This is a genomic window from Nostoc sp. FACHB-133, assembly GCF_014698055.1.
In the GTDB taxonomy this organism is placed as follows: Bacteria; Cyanobacteriota; Cyanobacteriia; order Cyanobacteriales; family Nostocaceae; genus Nostoc.
In genome coordinates, this window is the sequence record NZ_JACJSH010000013.1 from 85,841 (window position 1) to 105,710 (window position 19,870).

General features: G+C 43.2%; 19 protein-coding genes. 11 read left to right on the forward strand and 8 right to left on the reverse strand.

Annotation, left to right across the window (positions count from 1 at the left end):
* Positions 1–23: 23 nt before the first annotated feature.
* Entirely contained in the window at positions 24–785 is a 762-nt protein-coding gene (gene trmD, locus H6G86_RS13200) for a tRNA (guanosine(37)-N1)-methyltransferase TrmD (protein ID WP_190934712.1), read from the reverse strand.
* Positions 786–1,323: 538 nt separating this feature from the next.
* Here trmD and H6G86_RS13205 point away from each other — a divergent pair.
* Together H6G86_RS13205 and cphA are read left to right on the forward strand one after the other, a co-directional pair.
* On the forward strand, positions 1,324–2,187 hold the full coding sequence (locus H6G86_RS13205; protein ID WP_012412065.1) for a cyanophycinase: 864 nt from the start codon (positions 1,324–1,326) through the stop codon (positions 2,185–2,187).
* 423 nt (positions 2,188–2,610) lie between these two features.
* Entirely contained in the window at positions 2,611–5,316 is a 2,706-nt protein-coding gene (gene cphA, locus H6G86_RS13210; protein ID WP_190934755.1) for a cyanophycin synthetase, read from the forward strand.
* A 64-nt stretch (positions 5,317–5,380) separates the two neighbouring features.
* On the opposite strand, the gene H6G86_RS13215 is transcribed toward cphA, so the two are convergent.
* From H6G86_RS13215 to H6G86_RS13225, 3 genes are all read right to left on the reverse strand, one after another.
* Entirely contained in the window at positions 5,381–5,554 is a 174-nt protein-coding gene (locus tag H6G86_RS13215; protein ID WP_012412063.1) for a twin-arginine translocase TatA/TatE family subunit, read from the reverse strand.
* A gap of 143 nt (positions 5,555–5,697) precedes the next feature.
* Positions 5,698–6,768, reverse strand: coding sequence for a putative hexosyltransferase (locus H6G86_RS13220; protein WP_190934713.1), 1,071 nt, complete (start codon positions 6,766–6,768; stop codon positions 5,698–5,700).
* Positions 6,769–6,957: 189 nt separating this feature from the next.
* Entirely contained in the window at positions 6,958–8,382 is a 1,425-nt protein-coding gene (locus tag H6G86_RS13225; protein ID WP_190934714.1) for a serine/threonine protein kinase, read from the reverse strand.
* 95 nt (positions 8,383–8,477) lie between these two features.
* Between H6G86_RS13225 and cbiT the strand changes: the two genes are divergently transcribed.
* Both cbiT and H6G86_RS13235 read left to right on the forward strand, forming a co-directional pair.
* Positions 8,478–9,080: a precorrin-6Y C5,15-methyltransferase subunit CbiT gene (cbiT, locus tag H6G86_RS13230; RefSeq protein WP_190934715.1), complete on the forward strand. Its 603-nt coding sequence runs from the start codon at positions 8,478–8,480 to the stop codon at positions 9,078–9,080.
* Positions 9,081–9,289: 209 nt separating this feature from the next.
* Complete coding sequence (locus H6G86_RS13235) at positions 9,290–10,171, forward strand: phosphatidate cytidylyltransferase (protein WP_163939679.1); 882 nt, start codon at positions 9,290–9,292, stop codon at positions 10,169–10,171.
* Positions 10,172–10,545: 374 nt separating this feature from the next.
* Here H6G86_RS13235 and H6G86_RS13240 read toward each other — a convergent pair whose 3' ends face one another.
* Positions 10,546–11,262 carry an LmeA family phospholipid-binding protein gene (locus tag H6G86_RS13240; RefSeq protein WP_190934716.1) on the reverse strand — a complete coding sequence of 239 codons (717 nt, stop codon included), beginning with the start codon at positions 11,260–11,262 and terminating at the stop codon, positions 10,546–10,548.
* Positions 11,263–11,395: 133 nt separating this feature from the next.
* Here H6G86_RS13240 and H6G86_RS13245 point away from each other — a divergent pair, with 133 nt between their 5' ends.
* Together H6G86_RS13245 and H6G86_RS13250 are read left to right on the forward strand one after the other, a co-directional pair.
* Positions 11,396–12,208, forward strand: coding sequence for a pseudouridine synthase (locus H6G86_RS13245; protein ID WP_190934717.1), 813 nt, complete (start codon positions 11,396–11,398; stop codon positions 12,206–12,208).
* Complete coding sequence (locus H6G86_RS13250; RefSeq protein WP_190934718.1) at positions 12,183–13,001, forward strand: helix-turn-helix domain-containing protein; 819 nt, start codon at positions 12,183–12,185, stop codon at positions 12,999–13,001. Before H6G86_RS13245 ends, H6G86_RS13250 begins: the two co-directional genes overlap by 26 nt.
* A gap of 172 nt (positions 13,002–13,173) precedes the next feature.
* Here H6G86_RS13250 and malQ read toward each other — a convergent pair whose 3' ends face one another.
* Positions 13,174–14,682, reverse strand: a complete 1,509-nt coding sequence (malQ, locus tag H6G86_RS13255) for a 4-alpha-glucanotransferase (RefSeq protein WP_190934719.1) — start codon at positions 14,680–14,682, stop codon at positions 13,174–13,176.
* 28 nt (positions 14,683–14,710) lie between these two features.
* Between malQ and H6G86_RS13260 the strand changes: the two genes are divergently transcribed.
* A complete protein-coding gene (locus H6G86_RS13260) occupies positions 14,711–14,857 on the forward strand; it encodes a hypothetical protein (RefSeq protein ID WP_190934720.1) in 147 nt (48 codons plus the stop codon).
* Between the two features lie 52 nt (positions 14,858–14,909).
* Entirely contained in the window at positions 14,910–15,341 is a 432-nt protein-coding gene (locus tag H6G86_RS13265) for an NUDIX domain-containing protein (RefSeq protein ID WP_190934721.1), read from the forward strand.
* 111 nt (positions 15,342–15,452) lie between these two features.
* Here H6G86_RS13265 and H6G86_RS13270 read toward each other — a convergent pair whose 3' ends face one another.
* Positions 15,453–15,896, reverse strand: a complete 444-nt coding sequence (locus tag H6G86_RS13270) for a type II toxin-antitoxin system VapC family toxin (RefSeq protein ID WP_190934722.1) — start codon at positions 15,894–15,896, stop codon at positions 15,453–15,455.
* A 2-nt stretch (positions 15,897–15,898) separates the two neighbouring features.
* Complete coding sequence (locus H6G86_RS13275; protein WP_190934723.1) at positions 15,899–16,207, reverse strand: hypothetical protein; 309 nt, start codon at positions 16,205–16,207, stop codon at positions 15,899–15,901.
* A 218-nt stretch (positions 16,208–16,425) separates the two neighbouring features.
* Between H6G86_RS13275 and H6G86_RS13280 the strand changes: the two genes are divergently transcribed.
* The 3 genes from H6G86_RS13280 (at position 16,426) to H6G86_RS13290 (ending at position 19,768) form a co-directional block, all read left to right on the forward strand.
* Positions 16,426–17,733 carry a Rid family detoxifying hydrolase gene (locus H6G86_RS13280; protein WP_190934724.1) on the forward strand — a complete coding sequence of 436 codons (1,308 nt, stop codon included), beginning with the start codon at positions 16,426–16,428 and terminating at the stop codon, positions 17,731–17,733.
* A gap of 151 nt (positions 17,734–17,884) precedes the next feature.
* Positions 17,885–18,859 (forward strand): phosphate/phosphite/phosphonate ABC transporter substrate-binding protein, encoded by a 975-nt coding sequence (locus tag H6G86_RS13285; RefSeq protein WP_190934725.1) that lies wholly within the window; start codon positions 17,885–17,887, stop codon positions 18,857–18,859.
* A gap of 174 nt (positions 18,860–19,033) precedes the next feature.
* A complete protein-coding gene (locus H6G86_RS13290; RefSeq protein WP_190934726.1) occupies positions 19,034–19,768 on the forward strand; it encodes a phosphonate ABC transporter ATP-binding protein in 735 nt (244 codons plus the stop codon).
* Positions 19,769–19,870: the final 102 nt, after the last annotated feature.

A 19,870-nucleotide genomic window follows, 5' to 3' on the forward strand; every position in this document is an offset into this window, starting at 1 on the left:
GGTCATTTGTCATTTGTCAGGAGTTAGGAATTATTATTCTCCCCCTGCTTCCCCTGCTCCCCTGCTCCCCCTGCTCCCCTGCTCCCCTTACTTCCCTGTCTCCCCTGCTTCCATTCCTCTAGAAGATCAGGGCGGCGATCGCGGGTTTTTTGAATTTGTTGTTCGTAACGCCACTTGGCGATCGCTGCATGATTCCCACTGAGTAAGACATCAGGCACTTTCAAACCGCGAAAATTGGCAGGACGAGTATATTGGGGATAGTCCAATAACCCTTCCTCAAAACTTTCTGCTGTGAGGGACTCGGTTTTGGCCACGGTTCCTGGTATTAGTCGCACTACACCATTAATCAAAGCCATTGCTGGAATTTCTCCGCCAGTCAGAATAAAATCGCCTAGAGATACTTCCCGATTTACCAAATGCAGCACTCGCTCATCGACTCCTTCGTAATGCCCACAAATAACTACTAGCTGGTCATAATTTGTCACCAATTCTTTCAAAAGAGGTTGATTAATTGTTTGACCCTGTGGACTCATCAAAATTATTTCTCTTCGGGGCAGAATCGGCAGCGACTCCACGGCGTTAAAAATCGGTTCTGGCTTCATTAGCATCCCAACGCCACCGCCGTAAGGTTCATCATCGACCTTCCGGTGCTTATCAGTGGTAAAGTCCCGTGGATTAACCAGATGCACTTCGGCAATCTGTTTAGCTAAGGCTTTACCCAGTAATCCAGAATTGAGAACAGAGTTAAAACAGTCAGGAAAAAGTGTAACTATATCAAAGCGCACAGTTATTCGTATTCGAGGACACTAATCTTAAATTTGGATGTCTAGCAAACACCGTCAAGCCAAGGTCGAGTCAAACTCCAGTTAAACTTTATCAATAGTATCTAAAACTACCAGACCTCTTGGATTTTAGATGGGATCGAAAGTTTTTCTAATTACTTAATTTATGTTTAAATGTTGTCACAAGTACATTTAAATTAATAATCATATCAAGTTAACAACTTCCAGGATGTATCGATCCAGCCTCAGAAAAAGCGTAGTCTTAACTGCTCGTCCCCAGCCCCAGAAGGGGAATTTAGCCCCAAAAAGACTATTTTGCCCTGCTGCAAGTGGACAGGTGAAAAACAAGGCCCTGGCTTTGAGGAATGGCAACAAACACGTTTAAACTGAGGCAACGTGAGCGTTAAGCGAAAATTTGGAGAGTGGCTGCCCAGTTCCAAAACTTCCAAAAAGTGTCCTCTCAAAGGTTGCAAAGCGCAAAAATCACCAGGCTTCTAACACCTTGTTAAATTCACCTGAAGTTGTTGACAGGAGAAACAAAATGCCGCAATTACAAGCTAAATCGCTAGAAATGAGGACACCCCAAGCAACTAAAACCGCCGTTCTGGTTATCGGAGGCGCAGAAGACAAAGTTCATGGGCGCGAAATCCTACGAACTTTTTTTGGACGTGCCGGTGCTAGTAAGGCTTATATTACAATTATTCCATCTGCCTCTCGCGAACCCGCCATCATTGGTGGTCGGTACATTCGCATTTTTGAAGAAATGGGTGCCCAAAAGGTAGAGATTTTAGACATCCGCGAACGCGAACAGTGTGAAGCCTCTCAAATTAAAGCATCCTTAGAAGCCTGTAGTGGGGTATTTTTGACAGGAGGGGATCAGCTGCGTCTCTGTGGCGTATTGGCAGATACGCCAGCAATGGAAATTATTCGGCAGAGGGTTAGGGCAGGGCAACTGACGTTAGCAGGCACCAGTGCAGGAGCGGCAGTGATGGGGCATCACATGATTGCTGGCGGCGGGAGTGGAGAGTCGCCAAATCGTTCCCTAGTAGATATGGCAACGGGTTTAGGATTTATTCCTGAAGTCATTGTTGATCAACATTTTCACAACCGGAATCGGATGGGGCGGTTGATTAGTGCGATCGCAGCTCACCCCGATCGCTTGGGTATTGGCATTGACGAAGATACTTGTGCAGTGTTTGAACGTGATGGCTGGTTACAAGTTATGGGTAAAGGCAGTGTCACCATTGTCGATCCCACTGAAGCCACCCACACCAACGAACCCCATGTTGGTGCTAATGAACCATTAACCGTACATAATTTACGTCTCCATATCCTCAGCTACGGCGATCGCTTCCACCTGTACCAGCGCACTGTATTGCCTGCTGTACACCGGATCTCCAGCTGACGGGATAGAGTATCTGAGGTTACACTGAGTTGACCACAAATTTTAGATTTTGGATTTTGCGAAAAGTTGTAAGGAGGGTTTCCCTCCAGAGCAAACTTTTCAAGACGGATTTTAGATTAAGAGAGCTTTTCGGCAGATGCCGCCAGAAAGTGGGTAAAAAAAATCTAAAAACCCCTCGATGACTCGTTGACGCTACGCTATCGTAAATCTAAAATTACCAGAGCTAAGTACCCTAATTGTCTCTTTTAATCCCAAATCATAAATCTAAAATCCAAAATCGGTTGACCGCACATTTATTTCTTGTTGTAGAAAAATGATGAGAATACTATGTAAAAAGAAAAAACTGTTTGCAACGAACAGTTTAGCGGTCAATTACAGTAAGAAACTAGAATTTTGGTTCCGAATCTCCATCTACCTATTCCCATGAGAATCCTCAAGATCCAGACCTTACGCGGCCCAAACTATTGGAGCATTCGACGCCACAAGCTGATCGTCATGCGCCTCGATTTAGAAACCCTTGCCGAGACGCCCTCGAATGAAATCCCAGGCTTTTATGAAGGACTAGTTGAGGCGCTGCCGAGTCTGGAGGGTCATTATTGTTCGCCTGGCTGTCGTGGTGGTTTTTTGATGCGAGTCAAAGAAGGCACGATGATCGGCCATATCGTAGAACATGTAGCTTTAGAACTCCAGGAATTAGCTGGTATGCACGTCGGCTTTGGTCGCACCCGCGAAACTGCCACACCCGGAATTTATCAAGTAGTAATTGAATACCAGAATGAAGAAGCAGGACGCTACGCGGGACGAGCCGCAGTGCGGCTGTGCCAGAGTATCATCGATCGAGGCCGTTATCCCAAGGCAGAACTAGAGCAAGATATCCAAGACCTGAAAGACTTCACCCGTGATGCTTCCTTGGGCCCTTCCACTGAAGCAATCATCAAAGAAGCAGAAAAAAGGGGTATTCCCTGGATGTCTCTAGAAGCCCGCTTTTTGATTCAGCTAGGCTATGGCGTGAATCAGAAGCGGATGCAAGCCACAATGACAGACAACACCAGCATTCTGGGTGTAGAACTAGCTTGCGACAAAGAAGCCACTAAACGCATCCTCGCGGCAGCCGGTGCGCCAGTACCCAGAGGTACAGTGATCAACTTCTTAGACGATTTAGAACAAGCCATTGAATACGTTGGCGGCTATCCCATCGTTCTCAAGCCCCTGGATGGCAATCATGGACGTGGGATCACCATTGACATCAGAACTTGGGAAGAAGCGGAAGCCGGCTACGAAGCTGCTAGACAGGTTTCTCGATCAATTATTGTCGAAAGATATTACGTTGGGCGTGACCATAGAGTATTGGTGGTAAATGGCAAAGTAGTCGCAGTAGCCGAACGTGTACCAGCTCACGTTATTGGCAATGGCAGATCCACCATCTCCGAACTAATTGAGGAAACAAACCTCGATCCAAATCGCGGTGAAGGACATGATAACGTCCTGACCAAAATTGAACTAGATCGCACCAGCTACCAACTCTTAGAAAGGCAAGGCTATACCCTAAATAGCGTTCCACCCAAGGGTACTATTTGTTATCTCAGGGCAACAGCCAACTTAAGTACAGGTGGTAGCGCCGTAGATCGTACCGATGAAATTCACCCAGAAAATCTGTGGTTGGCACAACGGGTAGTCAAGATTATCGGTTTGGATATCGCCGGACTCGATATCGTCACCACAGATATTAGCCGTCCCCTGCGGGAAGTCGATGGCGTAATTGTTGAAGTTAACGCCGCTCCCGGCTTTCGGATGCACGTTGCCCCAAGCGTGGGTATTCCCCGCAACGTCGCTGGTGCAGTGATGGATATGCTGTTCCCCAACGAACAATCTAGCCAAATTCCTATCCTCAGCGTTACTGGTACTAATGGTAAAACCACTACTACCCGGCTACTAGCACATATTTATAAACAGACTGGTAAAGTAGTCGGATATACTACAACCGATGGAACATATATCGGCGATTACTTAGTGGAAGCTGGCGACAACACAGGCCCCCAAAGTGCCCACGTCATTCTCCAAGATCCCACAGTGGAAGTAGCTGTACTGGAAACCGCTCGCGGTGGCATTCTCCGCTCTGGATTGGGCTTTGAAGCAGCAAATGTGGGAGTAGTCTTGAATGTAGCCGCCGACCACTTAGGAATAGGCGATATAGAGACTATTGAGCAATTAGCTAACCTCAAGAGTGTAGTAGCAGAAGCCGTATTCCCTGATGGTTATGCGGTGCTTAACGCTGATGATCATCGCGTCGCCGCCATGTCAGAAAAGACCAAGGCTAATATTGCTTACTTCACCATGAACCCAGACTCAGAATTGGTGCGAAAGCATATCCAAAAAGGTGGAGTAGCCGCAGTTTATGAAAGTGGCTATTTGTCAATTGTTAAAGGTGATTGGACACATCGGATAGAAAGAGCAGAAAATATACCTTTAACAATGGGCGGACGTGCGCCGTTTATGATTGCCAACGCTTTAGCTGCAAGTTTGGCAGCATTCGTGCAAAACGTCACAATTGAGCAGATTCGCTCTGGTTTGAAGACTTTCCGAGCTTCAGTTAGTCAAACGCCGGGACGAATGAATTTATTTAATTTAGGCAACTACCACGCTTTAGTAGACTATGCTCACAACGCAGCTAGTTATGAAGCTGTAGGTTCCTTTGTAAGGAACTGGACTACAGGACAACGGATTGGCGTAATTGGTGGCCCGGGCGATCGCCGCGACGAAGATTTTGTTACTTTGGGCAAATTAGCAGCACAAATTTTTGACTACATCATTGTCAAAGAAGACGATGACACACGGGGACGTTTACGGGGTTCAGCCGCCCAATTGATTATTCAAGGCATTACCCAAGTGAAGCCTGATAGCCGCTATGAATCAATTTTGGATGAAACCCAAGCGATTAATAAAGGCTTAGACATGGCTCCTGATAACAGCCTGGTGGTGATTCTACCAGAAAGCGTGACTAGGGCTATTAAGTTAATTAAGCTGCGTGGTTTAGCCAAAGAAGAGACACATCAACAAAATACTGGCACAGCGATCGCTGATTCCCAAAATGGGATCGCACCTTCTTCTGTAGTCAATACACTACTGTAGTCAACAGTCAAGAGTCTCAAGTTCAGCATTTCAAAGTTTTTCAGCCTTGACTCTTGACTATTGACTATTGTTTTTCTTCTTCTGAATTAGTTTCATCACTGGGGGTTTTCATCTCCTCCTTAAAACCTCGTAGGGTTTTGCCTAGTGCAGTACCCAATTCGGGAATTTTTTTAGGGCCAAAAATTAGAATAGCGACTATGGTAATTACAGCGATTTCTGGCCATCCTAGTCCAAACATATAAATTTCCTCTAAGGCATCTCTAATTAAATATAGACATTGATGGCTCAAATCGTATGATTTTACGGGCCAACAAGGGGTAAGGGGAAGTTCCGGCGAGGATTGACCCCGCTTGTTGCTCTAGTGGTCTCAATACGGTTCGGTTAAGGCAAGAGACGCGATAAGTCGCCGTCTCTACAAAGGACTTTCTTTTGCTTAGAATCTAAAGGTATCAATTCAACTAATGCAAAGGGAGTGATACATAGAGGCCATAAGAAATATTGTAAGAATAGTACTGAATTAAAATACAAAAATATCATCATAATTATTGTGGAAGATACAAACATGCTCACCTTTTCTTTCAGGAAACTTAGGTAAAGCATTCCCATCAGAAATAGCATGAGAAACTTGGCTCTTAATCCTACAATCCAGGTGAATTTCTTAGAAAAAATAACATCTACAGAGGGTGCATCCCCTATATGCAAACTTTCTAAGCGTGTTGCAGAAAACAAGATAGATTTGGAGAAGCCTTCAGCATTCCAAATCAGAAAAGGTAATGATGTCAAAAGAGGAATGCTTAAAATAATAAAAAATCCCCAAACTAAATTTTTAGCCCGCTTATTTTCTGCTCCATTTTTCCAGAGGTAGATGAGATACAAAGGCAGCAGGAATATTGCAATCTGCTTAATTCCCAAAGAGATACTAAACATAAGTAAAGAAAGTTTAGTTTTCTCTTTCAAAATGACTAAAGACAATAGTAAAAAAAATATCGCCGCAAATTCCAGATGGTGAACACGTACTATATAGATACTCCAGCGACCTAATAAGAGAATTGTAGAGGCTACAAAGCCAAGTATCCATAAACCTCTTATCTGGAAATATCTCAATGTTAAGGCAACAATACCAATATGGAAGGCAAAAGAAATAGGTCGCCACAAATATAACCAATCACGAAAATCTCGGAAACCAAGCTTTTGAACCAGCGCAGAGAAAAGGTAGGCAAGTGGAAAATAAGTTGCATATTTATCATTGACCCTCATGTCACCTAACAAAACCCTAGCATAAGGATTTTCTCCAGTAACAATCCTTTTACCTTCCAACCAAATAAAGTAAATATCATCCCCCTTTAAAGAATCGGGAGGCGTTAGCCAGAATTTAATATGTATTAACAAACCCGCAAAAACCAGGGGCAGAAGTAGAAGCCAATATTTTTTATCCCATCTATATGTTGACATGGTGAATTATTTGAAAATTAAGTTAGTCAATAGGATACCGAATTCTACGTTTGCATTATTCACCAGTCTTTCAATCGGGAGATTTACCTTGTAGTTTTGGCTACTGGGCAGGAGTAGAAATTAATGAATTTAGGTCAAGTATGGTTGAAGCAAAATTGGACACATTGAACAAAGCGATCGCTAACTCAACTAACTTCCCATTGGCTTGGTAATTGGCAAACCCAACCAATCACTTAATTCATGAGCTAACCATTCAAGTTCTACTTCGGATTTAATACCGATATCGTTTCCACCAAGCTGATATTTTTGTACTCCTGAGCAAATATATAATTGTGCTGGAACGGCAATTCTAGTGTCATCAGAATTTTTAGTAAAATGTTTGGGAATGTAAACTAACTTATTAATACTTTGTCTTGACGATGCACGGGGGCGATAAAATTTCCAGCTAAACAACTCCCAACTTAGGGTAATTTTTTCTGCATTCAGGCGTAAGCAGATGCGTCCAAATAAATGAAAGAGAAGTTTATACACCATGAGAAAGCCAGCACCCCAAAAAGGAAGTGAGAACAAAGCAAAGGGGATGTTGACAGGAAAAGGAATAGAGAGTGCGCCAATTGTCCAAAAGAGGATAAATGAATTCCAGACGATCGCAAATAAACCTGTAAATACTATTGATGGATCAAAACCAGATGGTGGAATGATAATTTCTAGAGAATCCCCATTTTTAGTTAATTGAATCTTACTCCCATCTGGTTTACCTACAACCAAAGTAGGCAAGTTTGTCGTTTGTGGTTTGTCTAAAGCTGTGTAGGCGGAGCCCGTCGTAGACATCGCACCAGCAGCAGAACTAAAACGCCTTTCTAAACTGGGTTCAGTCATTTGCTGCAACCAGCGAGTCAATTCAGGACTTACATTAGCCACCTGTTCAAACTGAATCCGAAAATCCTTTTGGGGTAAATCGGCTGGATGAGTACCCGTCACTAAATAAATTAAAGTTGCACCTAAGCTATAAAGATCGGAAGCCGGAACCGTGCGTCCGCCAAATTGCTCCTGTGGCATATACCCATAGCTTCCCACCACAGTCCTAGTTCCACCTTCTGTAGCAAGCACAGTTTGCACCGAGCCAAAATCTACTAGGTAAACTTGACCAACACTGTTACCAGAACGCTCTCCCAATAAAATATTGCTAGGCTTAATATCACGATGGATAACAGGCGGATATAACCCATGTAGATAAATGAGAATTTCTAAAAGTGCTTTGGCTATCTCTTTGACTTCTACTTCGGTAAAAGTCCGGCCAGATTGGACGTATTGCTCTAAAGTTTTTGCTGGGATATAACTTTGTACTAGGGCAAATCCTTTGATAGTGGGTGAATTTACCTCAAAATAGTCTAAATAGCGAGGTATTGAGGGATATGACAAAGATTTTAGAGTTTCAGCTTCTCGCTCAAACAGCTTGAGTGAATCCCATTCAAAGTCACTACTAAAAGAGAGTAACTTAATAACAACCAATTCCTGAGTGTTCCAATCACGAGCTACAAGCGTCCGTCGCCCTGCTTTTTTGCCTAATAGCTGCTGAACTTGATAGCGTTCGCCTAATATTTCACCAATCATTATGGTTTCTTATAATGCTACGTTTGAAAAGTTTTTATAGCTTATGACTTTTCAATTTCGGCAAATCCATATCTTTAGTATAATTGCGTAATTCTATGCCCTCCCAACTTTGGCCTTATATTACCCCTGGTATTCCTGATGAACTGTTCGAGCATTTGCCAGGAATTCCCCTGAGTCAGCGAGAAGTCCGGCTACTGTTAATTGCCCAACTGCGACTAACATCAGATTCTGTATTGTGGGATATTGGCGCAGGGACAGGTACAATTCCCGTAGAAGTTGGGCTATTGTGTCCAAAGGGTCAAATTATCGCTATAGAAAGGGATGAAGAAGTAGCTAATCTGATCAAGCGGAACTGCGATCGCTTTGATGTGAAAAACGTCGAAGTCATTGAAGGTAGCGCCCCAGAGTGTTTACATGACCTCAAGGTTGCTCCTCACCGCGTTTGTATTGAGGGAGGAAGACCTATCCAGGATATTCTGCAAGCAGCATGGCATTATTTGCCACCATCCGGTCGGGTTGTAGCTACAGCTGCTAATCTAGAAAGTCTGTATGCTATTTCTCAAACCTTTTCTCTGTTAAGGGCTAGAAATATCGAAGTTGTTCAGTCTGCGGTTAACCGCTTAGAAACGCGCGGCTTTTCTCAAACCTTTACTGCCGTTGATCCCATTTTTATCCTCAGTGGTGAGAAACTGGATTAGATAATGGGGAATGGGGAATAGGGAATTGGAAGAGGCGGCAATAGATAGAAGGGCGAAAAGAAATATGAGGAAGCAGGGGAAGCAAGGGAAGAAAGAATAACTTATTAATTAATGTCCAATGCCAATTCCCAATTCCCAATTCCCAATGCCCAATTCCCAATTCCCAATTCCCAATTCCCAATTCCCAATGCCCAATATTTAATACTTCTATGCCTTGGTCTCGGATTATTAGTGGAATTGTTGCGATCGCTCTTGCTCTTTCTGTTACCCTTTTGGGTGGCTGGTACTTTACCATCATGTTTGCGGTTGTCATCTTTTTGGGTCAACAGGAATATTTTAATTTGGTGCGAGCCAGAGGAATCGCTCCCGCCGCTAAAACCACTATGCTTGTCAGCCTAGTTTTGCTAGTAATTTGTACCATTGATGGCAGTTTAGCTGACGCTGTGATGCCCTTAGCTGGCACACTTATCTGTTTTTACCTGTTATTTCAGCCCAAATTTGCCACGATCGCTGATGTTTCTGCTTCTATAATGGGGCTATTTTACGTAGGTTATTTACCGAGTTACTGGGTGCGATTACGAGCAATTGATAGTGCCGTTTTTAGCAATCTACCTTTCGGGGGTTACTGGCCTACAACGTGGACAGACTTCTGGGAAAAGGCAAGTTCTGCCTCTTTACCACAAGGTTTTACAGCAACAATGCTGACTTTTTTGTGTATTTGGGCAGCCGATATTGGTGCTTACACCATTGGCAAATTCTTTGGGAAAACCCGTCTGTCTGAGATTAGCCCGAAGAAAACTGTAGAAGGTGCTGTATTTGGCATTACTTCAAGTGTTGCTGTAGCCATAGCAGGAGCCTATTATCTCCACCTGCCCAGATCCTTGTTGACTGGTTTAGCATTGGGTTTGTTGATTGGCATTGCTAGTCTTTTAGGGGATCTTACCGAGTCTATGCTCAAGCGTGATGCTGGAGTCAAAGATTCTGGACAATTAATTCCCGGTCACGGTGGTATTTTAGACCGTACTGATAGTTATATTTTCACAGCACCTTTGGTTTATTATTTTGTGACACTACTGTTACCGCTACTATAGAGCTTTTGGGTTGAGTTCAAAAGAGGCAGGGGGAAGGGAGTAGGGGGAGCAGGGGGAGAGATGGTGCAATTACCACTTCCACAAGGGTTTCAAGCCTCTGCATTGATGTATCATTTATATATGGGATTTCACCTAGGTTTGAGTTCCCTGACCCTTTTCCTCTTGTTCTCATCATCCCCTGAGAGGCACTAGGTCATTTAAAATAGGGTATTAACGCCGTGTGCAACTTATTCTTAGAACCCCACTTTAAACCTCTCCCCGAAAGGTCAAGAGGCTTTGATTTTTGCTCCCCTTCCCTTGTAGGGAAGGGGCTGGGGGTTAGGTTTGAAAGAAAGTTGCACACGGCGCATATTAGTATTTTTTAATTTTTCACATCAAGGATTAACGTTAATCTGACCTCGACACACCAGTTTGCCTGGGATCAATGTTAGTTCTTGGATATCGACATCTGAGCCAAGATCCAGATTGTACTCATGATTGTCGTCTAATATATCTCCCTCGTGGGGCTTGACTGTTATTTGTGTCAGTTGCAACTCATGTCCACTAAGTAACTGTAAGCCGCCTAGACAAATCTCTAGAGGCATTGTTTCAGTATTGGTTACTCTCAAGCCTCGCAGTATAATTTGATTGTTATCAAGGATAATTTCTTGCCAGTTTATTGGTTGTGACTGAGGGAAATTTGTTGGTAAAACTTTAACCAGCAAATCGCTCAAAGCAGTTGATAATAAGTCAGATGAGAGAGAAGTATTCAAATCATTCTCGTCTACGATCAAATCGCCAACCACTGATACTGTTTCTAACAGTCGTAATGGCTTTCCCCTAAGTACGGAACCAATGTTTATCTGAATATTTTCTGCCGTTAATTGAATTTGTGTAATTAGGAGACCTTGATAAACTGCATGAGTAGCAAAAATAGATACCAAGGGGATACGCCCAGAGAGAAGTTGGCGATCGCTTGCTTTAATCTCCACTTCTAATTCTGATATTTGGCTCACTTGCGCTCTTAACCAGAGCTTTAGGGCTTTTGTGAGTACCTGCGTAATTATGCGGATTTTATTTGCATTTGTCGTTTGAGAATTTTGCTCTGGCATCTAAGCAATCTGTTTATGAGTATTTGCTCAACATCTGGACAGAAATTAAACAAGTCTTAAATGTAACATTTATGCCTACTCGCTACAAAATGCAAATATCATTTAATTGTTAACAGTAAATAAGTAATTCCAGATGGAGGAACGGTTACAAAAAATTCTTGCTCAATGGGGCATCGCCTCACGTCGTGAAGCTGAAGAAATGATTAGGCACTCACGGGTGCAAATCAATGGGGAATTGGCACATTTGGGTCAAAAGGTTGATCCCCAAAAAGATGCGATCGCAATTGATGGTAAAACTGTATCCGAAAAGCAGCGTCCGGCTTTAATATATCTATTGCTACATAAACCTGCGGGAGTAGTTTCGACTTGCTACGACCCTCACCAAAGAACAACAGTCCTGGATCTACTACCGAAAAAATTACGGGAGGGTTCAGGTATTCACCCAGTTGGGCGTTTAGATGCAGACTCAACGGGAGCATTAATCCTCACAAATGACGGAAATCTGACATTTGGACTAACCCATCCCCGCCATAGCATTTCCAAGACATATCATGTTTTGGTCAGAGGACATCCCCCAGAAGCAGTACTCCAAATGTGGCGTGAGGGTGTGATGTTAGAGGGTAGAAAAACCAGGGCTGCTAAGGTACACCTAATAGAACATCGTGCCGAACAAAGCTTTTTAGAAATAGTGTTGCAGGAGGGAAGAAATCGCCAAATCCGCCGGATAGCTCAACAGTTAGGATACCCAGTAATCAAGCTGCATCGAACTGCTATCGGCCCAATTCAATTACAAACTCCAAAAGAACCCTTATTGTCAGAGGGTAAATATCGCTCCCTCAACGATGATGAAATTCGCTTTTTGCAAGATCAGATAACGCAACCTATTAAAGATTCAGTGGAGTTAAGGAGTGTCAGTAGGCATGAAATGGCTAAGAAAGAAGAATAATCACCAGCCATCGCTTTCATTAGAGCAACAACGAACCGAAAAGTTGGCAGAATTGGGCGCTCAACTTTGGGCTTTGCGTCAAGAACAGGGCCTATCTCTAGAGCAAGTGGTTGTATTAACCAGAATTCCTCAACGATTATTGCAGGCGATCGAAGAAGGTAATATAAATGATCTCCCAGAACCAGTCTATATTCAGGGTTTGATCAGGCAATTTGCCGATGCTCTAGGCTTGAATGGAGTAGAATTTTCTGGCACTTTTCCGATCAGTTCTGCACAATTAAATCCTCAAGGCATGGGGAATACTTCACCTATTAATCAACTACGTCCGATTCACCTTTACTTTCTTTACATATTGCTAATCGTATGCTCTGTAAATGGGTTGTCTCAGTTATTAAATAACGCGGTACTACAAGCAAGTAATAGCCAAAACCAAATATACCCAAAACAAAAATCCCTTGTTAACCCAGAGCCAACCCAACCAAAAGATTCCCTAAAAGTTCAACCTGTCAGTAATCCCCTTGACAGCGGACAAGAGGGACAGGTTGTACAAATTGGTGTCACTTTGAAAGCGTCATCTTGGATTCGCGTCATAGCCGATGGTAAAACCGAGTTTGAGGGTATTCTTCCAGAAGGAACTCACCGGATTTGGAAAGCTCAAGAGCAACTGACAGTGAAAACTGATAATGCTGGTGGTGTATTGATGAGCGTCAATCAGGAGAAAGCTAAGGAAATGGGAGAGCCAGGGAAAGAGGAAGAAGTTAGGATTGCTGCCAAGCCTAATGTTTTGAGATAAGGGAGAAATAAATTCAAAATTTTACCCTTACAGGCAAGCAAACTAGGCGCAGTGTCTCCAAGACAATAAAAACACTAGGGGAGATGAGAGGCATGAGGAGGACAAGGAAGACAAGGAGGCATTTACACCTCCCTCTTCCTTGTCTCCCTTGTCTCCCTTGTCTCCCTACTCCTTAATTTTCTTGCGGCGCACGTCCATTAAGTCTGGTAAGAACTTTTAAGCGATCGCGTAATTCATCTCTCAACGCTTCTGCTTGATAGCGCCACCCCCAGTTACCCTCAGCAGTACTAGGAAAATTCATCCGCGCTTCGTTTCCTAATCCCAAAACATCTTGCAAGGGAATAATCGCTTGATTAGCTATAGAACTCAAAGCTAGGCGAATTAAATCCCACTGGATGCCCTCAGGACTAATAGAACCTAAATAAAGCCATAAGTTATGCTTTTCGTTGTCATTAGCTGAATTGAACCAGCCTACAGTTGTGTCATTATCGTGAGTGCCGGTATAAACTACAGCATTTCGCGGGTAATTGAATGGTAAGAATGGATTACCGGGATCAGAACCAAAGGCAAACTGCAAAACCTTCATTCCAGGAAATTCATACTTGTCTCGCAGCGCTTCTACCTCTGGTGTAATTACTCCCAAATCTTCTGCCAAGACGGGTAGCTTGCCCAACTTCTCCCTAATCGCTGCAAAAAAAGCGTCTCCAGGTGCTTTCACCCATTTACCATTCATGGCAGTTTCTTCGCCTTTGGGTACTGACCAATATGCCTCAAAGCCCCGGAAGTGGTCAATGCGAATTATATCGACATAATCTAGCATTGCCTCAAAGCGTTGCACCCACCATTTAAAGTCTTGTTTTTGCAATTCCTCCCAGTTATAAACTGGGTTGCCCCACAATTGACCGGTGGCGCTAAAGTAATCTGGTGGGACTCCCGCCATTTGAGCAGCTTCTCCTGTCTCTTCGTCTAAGGAAAAGATATCAGGATGTGCCCACACATCGGCACTATCATGAGATACGTAAATAGGGATATCGCCGATAATGTCAATACCGCGCATATTGGCGTAGCTTTTCAGGTCTGACCACTGCCGGAAAAACTCAAATTGGACGAACTTGTAATAAAAAATATCTTCGTTAAGCCGATCCTTTGCTTCAGCTAATGCTTCGGGTTTACGCTTGACAAATTCTGCTTCCCATGTATGCCAGCTTGCACCATTATGGTCATCTTTCAGCGCCATAAATAAGGCGTAATTCTCTAGCCAGTAGGCTTTGCTGTCGCAAAAACCTTCAAACTCTTTCTGCTGGATAGGCGTAGCATTGGCTCTAAAGTTTTCACAGGCTTTTTTAAGTAGCCCAATCTTAATTGGCACAACCTGGTCGAAGTCTACCTTTTCTACCGGAAATCCTGGTAAATGAGCAAAGTCTTCTTCAGATAGCAGACCCTCATCTCGTAGTTTTTCTGGGCTAATCAACAGGGGATTTCCTGCCATTGCCGAGTAGCACATATATGGGGAATTACCGTATCCAGTGGGGCCTAGGGGTAAAACTTGCCAATATTGTTGATGGGTATCTTTGAGAAAATCAATAAAGCGATAGGCTTCTAAGCCTAAATCTCCAACGCCAAATCGACTAGGAAAGGATGTAGGATGCAGCAAAATACCACTGGATCTAGGAAAAGGCATAAGTAACCTGAATTATGAGAAAGAGCAATTGTTTGATGCACACGCTACGCGATCGCCCAAGGGGCAGTGGCAAAGCCAACGCATCGAATTTATCACGGAACAGTATTTGCACGGTAAATCAAGTAAACTCATCTTGTTTGTCCTTTGTCATTTGTCCTTTGTCCTTTGGGAATAACCAATGACTAATGACCAATGACCAATGACCAATGACTAATGACTAAATAAATATGACTTACCGAAATCCTGCACCGACAGTTGATATCATCATTGAACTAGTAGATCGACCTCATCGGCCAATAGTGTTAATTGAAAGACATAATCTACCTTTAGGTTGGGCTATTCCTGGTGGGTTTGTAGATTATGGAGAAGCGGTGGAAGTGGCGGCCCGGCGAGAAGCTGAAGAAGAAACGGGTTTGCGGGTGGAATTAGTTGAACAATTACTGGTGTATTCTGACCCCAATCGCGATCCGCGTCAGCATACGATTAGCATTGTATTTTTAGCGACAGCTACGGGTGAACCCAAGGCTGGGGATGATGCTAAGGGTGTAGGAGTTTTTGAGTATTGGTGTGTGCCTGGTAATTTATGTTTTGACCACGATCGCATTCTGCGCGATTATTGGCGGTATCGGCATTATGGGATACGTCCAAGGTTGGGGTAAGAGGGACGAACCACAGAGGCGCAGAGAGAAGAGGGGAGAGGAATATCTGGAATTCCCCAACATACAGTTTGTGTTAACGTTCTGTAGGAATCGGTTGGTGTTGGGAGGATGTCAAAGCCAAGATTCTAAAGCCAAGGCTTGCACCTGTTGTATCCTTTGAAAATCGCTGTCTCCTGAGACGACGGTGAGGTTATAGTGCAGAGCGGTTGATGCTATCCACAAGTCGTTATCGCTAAAACCCAAATCTTGAACCGTAAACTTTCTACGCTTTGCTTTGTCTTTGGGGCCAAAATGTTCGACAATTTTTCCTTTGAGGCCACCGTAAACATCGGCAACCCCTCCACTAATCGGGTAAAGGTCAATAGTTTGCAGAAAAGTTCTGACAAAGCGAAGATTTGCTTCTTGTTGAGAAGACTTTTGCACCATGTAAAGGAGTTCACCTTGCACAATAACGCTAGTTGCAACCCCTAAACCGATGTGTTCTTGTAACCGACGAATGACGTTTGTTTCTCCAAAAATGATCCGGCTACAATGGTTGGTATCTAGGAGGTACATGACTAAAATTCAGCCGAGGAACGGGTTTCGTAAACAAGTTGCAAGCACTCTTCAAAGTCATCTCCTTGCCAGGTTCCGGCAAATTTTAGCAAGTCTTCTGCTTTAGAGCCTCTGATAATTGGTGTTGCTTCCTGTATTTCCGGTTTTGTTTGATGACTGGAAGTATCATCATTTTTTTCCGTTGACAGGTCAAGAGATATTTCCTTGGTTGTTGGTTTTGTCTTGAGAAAACGTAAAAAATCCAGTGTTTCAGCTAGTAGAACATCTGAGGATGATTCAATTTCTTGGAGCAGTATTTCTTTAATATTCATCCTGGTTTATTCATAAATAATATTTTGCAGTCTGTCGTAACAGTATTATACGAGTGCGCTCAAGATGTAGACCTGATGGCATTATGGGATACGTCCGAGGTTGGGGTAAGAGGGACGAACCGCCAAGACGCAAAGGTCGCGAAGGAAGAAAAGAGAGGAATACCTATGACACAAAGTTTTTGTGTTTATACTGTGTCAGTGGTATTTAAAGGTGCATTATGGACGCTGAGACACTGTTAGAGAACTACGCCGGACAATGCCGGAACTTTGATTCTGCCGAGCTTGGAGGAGTAGACCTCAAACGTGCAAACTTAAGTGGGATAAAGTTATACAAAGCAAATTTGAATGGAGCAGACTTAAGTGAGGCAACCCTGACCAAGGCGAACCTTAATAATGCAGGACTTAGTAGAGCATCTTTAACAAATGCAAATTTGAGTGGAATAGAAGGTTCTTCAATCAATCTTAGTTGGGCAGACTTGAGTGGTGCGGACTTAAGTCGATCAACTTTGAACAGCGCAAATTTTAATCATGCAAACCTAGAACAGGCAAACCTGACAGGTGTAGACCTAAATAATGCAAAATTAATTTATGCCAACTTAGATACAGCAAATTTAAGTGGAGTAAATTTTAGTAGTGCAGACCTGACTGCGGCTTCTTTAGCTAAAGCTAATCTCAGTAAAGCTAATTTAACTAAGGCAGATTTGAGTCAGGCGTACTTAATTGGATCAAACTTAACTCTGGCAAACTTAACTGAGGCAATATTGCAAAGTGCCAAACTCCAAGGAAGTATATTTCATAGAGCGAATCTCCACCAAGTCGATCTTTCAGGCATGAATTTGACCGATATAGACTTTACAGCAGCATCTCTTCAAAGTACAAACCTTACAAAAGCATTTCTCCAAGGAGCAAATTTAGAAAAAGCCAATTTGCGATGGGCAAATTTAACCAAGGCAAATTTGGATGGAGCAAATTTGAGAAGGGCTGATTTAACTGGGGCAGATATCTATGGGGCAACCTTTAAAGATGCTGACCTAACTGGTGCGATAATGCCTGATGGAGAGATTTACAAACCGATCGCAGCTGAAGCAGAAATCGGTAAACAGGAAACATCGTTAGAGAAAGTAATATCTATGACCCGTAAAGTAATTAATACTGATAACGCACCCGCACCAGTCGGCCCTTATAATCAAGCGATCGCAGCTTCAGGTCAATTTGTATTCATCGCTGGACAAATTGCCATCGATCCCCGCCTTGGTGATGTCGTCTATACTGATGATGTCAAAAAGCAAACTGAGCAGGTATTAGCTAACCTTGAAGCCATCCTCACGGCAGCCGGAGCAACTTTTGAAGATGTGGTGAAGACCACTGTATTTTTAGCTGATATGAATGATTTCGCGGCGGTGAATGCCGTTTATGCTAAATATTTCCCGGAAAATACAGCCCCAGCGCGGGCTTGTGTGCAGGTATCACGCTTACCTAAAGATGTGTTGGTAGAGATTGATGCGATCGCTGTAATTAGCGGTTAGTGCCAATACACTCATAAAAAAGCCTACAACTCTCCAAACAAACTAGGCTTTCTTATTGACTTTTTTTCTTAAAAGCTATAAATCTTTTTTAGGGGTTAATTAAAATTAATTAGCAAAAAAACTGAGAAAACTTCCTAATGGAGAGTTGCAAATGAGTGTGAGGAAAAAGAGCTTATTGGGCGCTGGCGCGGCATTTGCAGTGCTTACAGGTTTAGTAGTCAGCACAGTAGGGGCTATGCAGGCAACGATCGCCAACCCCACCGCTAATCAACAAACACCACGCTTACTTGCCCAAGGGCAGAAGACTTTAACAATAGTTTTTCCCAGTCGTGCTGATTCTACAGACTTGCAAAATAAGGCAAATGCGGTAGGAGCTTTTTTATCCAAAGAGTTAGGAATTCCAGTCGTCGCTCAAGTTGGTGATGATACGGCTGCTGTGGAAGCTTTGAGAGCAAATCGGGCTGATGTCGCTTTTTTAAGTAGCCGTCCGGCTTTGAAAGCGAAACAATTAGCAAACGCCAGTTTGTATCTAGCCGAAGTTCGTTCCACTTATTCTGGAAGATACACCTATAGCTCAACATTTATTGTCCCTAAGAATAGTCCCCTAAAAACTCAAAATTCTGCTAAAGCCACTTTAGAACAACTACGGGGCAAGAGAATTGCTTTTACTTCCCCTACTTCTGGCTCTGGGTTTATTATCCCTGTGGCTGAGTTGGTCAAACAAAAATTTGTACCCAACCGCGATCGCTTAGATGATTTCTTTGGTCAAGTTTCTTACGGCGGCAATTACAGCAAAGCCTTGCAAGCAGTTGTGCGCGGCCAAGCGGATGTGGCTGTTGTGTCAGAATATGCTCTGAATCCACCTTATATCACTGCCCAAGAGAAGAGTCAGTTACGGATTCTGCACAGAATTAATGGTGTACCTGCCCACGGTATTGCTATTGATGATGATGTTCCAGCCCCAACACGGGAAAAAATCATCAACGTTTTACTGAAATTAAATCAGTCGCAAAATAATAAGTTGTTAAGCGACTTGTATAATTCCACAGAATTAGTGCGAATTAACCATGATCGTCACCTAGCAACTATCCGTGAAGCTCTGCAAATCGCTGGCATTGAACCATAATTTAGAATTCAGAATTCAGAATTCAGAATTCAGAACTTACCAATCTTGACACTCTCTACGAGACGCGGCGCTATCCGCTTTTTCGGTCAAAATTCATTCTGTTAGCGGATAGCTAAGGTTTAGCCTATTCTGATTCCTGACTCCTGACTCCTGAATTCTGTTCAATAAATTTCTATGAATGATTATGTTATTGAGTGTCATAACCTAGAGACAGCTTATGCTCCATCTCTCAATCGTCCTATTCTCAACGGGATTAATTGCCAGATTAAACGCGGTGAATTTGTCGTTTTGCTAGGGCTAAATGGTGCTGGTAAGTCTACATTACTGCGATCGCTAGTTGGACTAGTGCCATCAGTGAGAGGAGAATTGCTCGTCAATAATGTTGAGATGAATCCCCGAACACTGCCAAAAATTCGGCGCGATGTTGGTATGTTATTTCAAGGTGGCGGATTGATTCGGCAGTTATCAGCACTGGAAAATGTCTTATGCGGATGTCTTGGTAAAAGAACAACTTGGCAAACACTGTTGGGATTTTCCAAACGCGATCGCTTGTTGGCACTAAATTTATTAGAACAGTTAGGACTCGGAGAGTTAGCTTTTCAAAAAACCAGTCAATTAAGTGGCGGACAGCAACAACGAGTAGCGATCGCTCGGACTTTAATTCAATCACCGCAAATTCTTTTAGTCGATGAACCCATCACTGGCTTAGATGTTGTCGCATCGCAACAAGTCATGGAAACTCTATCTGAATTACACACTCAGCAAGGTATGACTATTGTTGCAGTTTTGCACGATTTGGGAATCGCAGAAAAATACGCCCAACGAGCGATCGTCTTAGATGCTGGACGCGTCGTTTACCAAGGACTTTGTGACAATTTGCAAGCTCAATTTGCTAGAGTTTCGGCTTGAGTGGGATTTGATTTCACAAAAAAGACGCGATGAATCGCCGTCTCTACAATAATCAATCTTTTGTAGAGACGGCGATTTATCGCGTCTTGTCTTAACCAAACA

What these genes read in the sequence shown, in the direction of transcription:
- H6G86_RS13205 (WP_012412065.1), top strand. Translation starts at nt 1,324, where the DNA reads ATGCCGCAATTACAAGCTAAATCGCTAGAAATGAGGACACCCCAAGCA.
- cphA (WP_190934755.1), top strand. Translation starts at nt 2,611, where the DNA reads ATGAGAATCCTCAAGATCCAGACCTTACGCGGCCCAAACTATTGGAGC.
- H6G86_RS13215 (WP_012412063.1), bottom strand. Translation starts at nt 5,554, where the DNA reads ATGTTTGGACTAGGATGGCCAGAAATCGCTGTAATTACCATAGTCGCT.
- H6G86_RS13220 (WP_190934713.1), bottom strand. Translation starts at nt 6,768, where the DNA reads ATGTCAACATATAGATGGGATAAAAAATATTGGCTTCTACTTCTGCCC.
- H6G86_RS13225 (WP_190934714.1), bottom strand. Translation starts at nt 8,382, where the DNA reads ATGATTGGTGAAATATTAGGCGAACGCTATCAAGTTCAGCAGCTATTA.
- cbiT (WP_190934715.1), top strand. Translation starts at nt 8,478, where the DNA reads ATGCCCTCCCAACTTTGGCCTTATATTACCCCTGGTATTCCTGATGAA.
- H6G86_RS13235 (WP_163939679.1), top strand. Translation starts at nt 9,290, where the DNA reads ATGCCTTGGTCTCGGATTATTAGTGGAATTGTTGCGATCGCTCTTGCT.
- H6G86_RS13240 (WP_190934716.1), bottom strand. Translation starts at nt 11,262, where the DNA reads ATGCCAGAGCAAAATTCTCAAACGACAAATGCAAATAAAATCCGCATA.
- H6G86_RS13245 (WP_190934717.1), top strand. Translation starts at nt 11,396, where the DNA reads ATGGAGGAACGGTTACAAAAAATTCTTGCTCAATGGGGCATCGCCTCA.
- H6G86_RS13250 (WP_190934718.1), top strand. Translation starts at nt 12,183, where the DNA reads ATGAAATGGCTAAGAAAGAAGAATAATCACCAGCCATCGCTTTCATTA.
- malQ (WP_190934719.1), bottom strand. Translation starts at nt 14,682, where the DNA reads ATGCCTTTTCCTAGATCCAGTGGTATTTTGCTGCATCCTACATCCTTT.
- H6G86_RS13265 (WP_190934721.1), top strand. Translation starts at nt 14,910, where the DNA reads ATGACTTACCGAAATCCTGCACCGACAGTTGATATCATCATTGAACTA.
- H6G86_RS13270 (WP_190934722.1), bottom strand. Translation starts at nt 15,896, where the DNA reads ATGTACCTCCTAGATACCAACCATTGTAGCCGGATCATTTTTGGAGAA.
- H6G86_RS13275 (WP_190934723.1), bottom strand. Translation starts at nt 16,207, where the DNA reads ATGAATATTAAAGAAATACTGCTCCAAGAAATTGAATCATCCTCAGAT.
- H6G86_RS13280 (WP_190934724.1), top strand. Translation starts at nt 16,426, where the DNA reads ATGGACGCTGAGACACTGTTAGAGAACTACGCCGGACAATGCCGGAAC.
- H6G86_RS13285 (WP_190934725.1), top strand. Translation starts at nt 17,885, where the DNA reads ATGAGTGTGAGGAAAAAGAGCTTATTGGGCGCTGGCGCGGCATTTGCA.
- H6G86_RS13290 (WP_190934726.1), top strand. Translation starts at nt 19,034, where the DNA reads ATGAATGATTATGTTATTGAGTGTCATAACCTAGAGACAGCTTATGCT.